Below are 2,456 nucleotides of genomic sequence, written 5' to 3'. Positions count from 1 at the left end.
CCTGCTCAAGACGGTCGAACTCGCCCGCGGCGAAACCACCTTCGAGGAGGAGACCCGCGTCAAACCGGTCGGCGTGTTCGTCGGTGAGGACTGGCTCGTCACCCTCTCGGAGTACGACATCGACGCCGTTTCGCGCATCTGGCGCGCCGCGCTCGACGGCGACCGGCGAATCGTCGGCCGCGGGCCGGACTTCACGGCGTACCGCGTCTGTGACGGCATCGTGGACGGCTACTTCGCGGCGCTCGACCAGATAGAGGAACAGATAGAGGCCGTCGAGGAGGCCGTCATCAGCGACACGAGCATCGAGACGCTGGAGTCGATAAACGGCGTCCGGCGGGAACTGCTCGCGTTCCGAAAACTCGCGTGGCCGACCCGCGAGGCGGTGGGACTCTGGACGAGGGGTGTCAGACGCGCGTTTGGTGGTGACACAAAACAGATTACTCGTCGATGTCGATGCTGTCGAATCGGCTATCACGGAGCACGGATTTCAACACGATATCGGTGTCCTGCACGAGTCGATGTTCGAGGTAGCTCCCCTGTCCGCGGCCGCCGCCGGTTCGCGTCGATTCCACGACGCCGAGGAACGCCTGTTCCTTGAGGAGTTCGTAGACGCGGTGTTCGCTCAGCACGTTCGCATCCAGTTGCTTGCAGATCTGCTGATAGCGGGTGAAAATTTCGCTCGTCGAGAACTCCGAGCCGCGGTTTTCCTTCGTCCGGAGTGCGAGCGCGTAGAGGATGAACTTCACCTGCGTCGTCGACCCCCGGAGCAGTTCCTCGAAGCGGTCCACCTCGGCCCACTCCTGTGCGTCGCGGATGTGTTCCTCGGTGACGAGTTCGTCGCCTTGCCGTTCCGCGAGCTCCCCGGCGTGGCGGAGGATTTCGATTGCCTTTCGCGCGTCACCGTGTTCCTGTGCGGCGAACGCGGCGGTCAGCGGAATGACGTCGCCAGTCAGGACCCCTTCCTTGAACGCGTCGCGCCGGTGTTCCATGATATCCCGCAGTTGGTTCGCGTCGTACGGCTGGAACACGAACTCCTCCTCCCGAAGGCTGCTCTTGACCCGCTCGTTGAGCCGGTCGCGGTACTCTATCTTGTTGCTGATGGCGACGATACCGAGGTGGCAATCGGCCTTCCCCGACTCGCGCGCGCGAGAGAGTTGCATCAGTACGTCGTCGGATTCGAGTCGGTCAACCTCGTCCAGGATTATGATCACGGCGTCGTAACAGCGGTCGAGAACCTCCCAGAGGTAATCGTAGTACTCCCCGCTTCCGATACCCGTCCGAGGAATGGAAATCCCCGTCTTGTCCTCGTCGTTCAGCGTCCGGGTGATAGACCGAGCGACCCTGGTGTGGGTGTTGTGCTGTGCGCAGTCTACGTACACGGTACCGACGTCGACGTCCTGTGCACCGGCAGCCTGTCGTGCGCGCTCGGTCACGTGCCGTGTGACGAGGGATTTTCCGGTTCCGGTCTTGCCGTATATCATGACGTTGTTCGGCGGGTCGGAACGGACGATGGGTCGGAGTTCGGCCGCGACGGACTCGATCTCGGAATCACGCCCGACGATGCGCGTACTCTGGGGGACGTGGCCGACTTTCAGCAACTCCTTTCGTTCGAACACCTGTGTCGTGGTTCCGTCGTCCACGTTGAACAGGGGGTCGCTCGCCGGGTCGTCCGTGGTATCGAAATCGGAGAGCCGGGGAGGTTCATCGGACATACGACAGCCAGCGTGCGCTCAGTATAAATAACTAGGCCTTCCCCCCACACAACGTGTCGAGTGTATATCGACCGAATATGCGAGAGAAGAGGCGTAATTCGTCGGTGTCATATTCACATCACCAAGACCCGAGAAAGAGTGAAAAAGAATCGAAAGGGGGGAAGAGAGGGTGAAAAGAGGGCGGGAAGAAGATGGAAAGAGGAGGGAAGAGGATAGGGAGAAGATGAGAAATAGAAGTGGATGAGAAGAGAACGGGAAGGGTAGAAACGACGAACAGGGTGGATACGACGAACCGGAAAGTCGAAGCCTGCTCGTCGAACAGACGCCCGGTCCAGAGTGAAAACACGAACGATGAGAACAGTCGAGATGAAATGAGAGCAAGACGGGAGAGGAGAACAAGATGGGAGAGCAAAAAAGCGAAGATGGGGAAGCAAAACGGACGTGTGGAAAAACCGTCAGGGAAGTAGAACGGAGCAGTAACGTGTTGTGTTTGTGTGATGTTGGACACCCCTCGTCCAGAGTGTAACGGTGGCAAAATCAGGAGTCTTTGAAAGAGGTATTCCTGAAAGTCGGAAGTGAGTCTCGATGATAAAGACCGACTAGACGAAAGTTGAAAATAATGGACGAGAAAACGCGTTACTGGGCGAAAGAAGGTACGTTTCGTCTGGAGGTTAGCGTCGATTTGTCGGAAGCAAGAAAGGGTGACACACACCCCTCGTCCAGAGTGTAACGGGAAGATGGTGG

General features: G+C 58.6%; 1 protein-coding gene and 1 pseudogene. One reads left to right on the top strand and one right to left on the bottom strand.

Going from position 1 to position 2,456, the window contains the following annotated elements; all coding sequences use genetic code 11:
* Window positions 1-73: 73 nt before the first annotated feature.
* A pseudogene (locus BG842_RS26975) lies at window positions 74-328 on the top strand (CorA family divalent cation transporter); the annotation flags it as partial.
* 109 nt (window positions 329-437) lie between these two features.
* On the opposite strand, the gene BG842_RS02410 reads toward BG842_RS26975, so the two are convergent.
* Window positions 438-1,712 (bottom strand): Cdc6/Cdc18 family protein, encoded by a 1,275-nt coding sequence (locus BG842_RS02410; protein ID WP_069449542.1) that lies wholly within the window; start codon window positions 1,710-1,712, stop codon window positions 438-440.
* Between the last annotated feature and the right edge of the window lie 744 nt (window positions 1,713-2,456).

The organism is Haladaptatus sp. W1, assembly GCF_001723155.1.
In the GTDB taxonomy this organism is placed as follows: Archaea; Halobacteriota; Halobacteria; order Halobacteriales; family Haladaptataceae; genus Haladaptatus; species Haladaptatus paucihalophilus.
The sequence above is the reverse complement of the archived record's forward strand: the minus strand, read 5'-3'. Positions and strand labels throughout refer to the sequence as shown.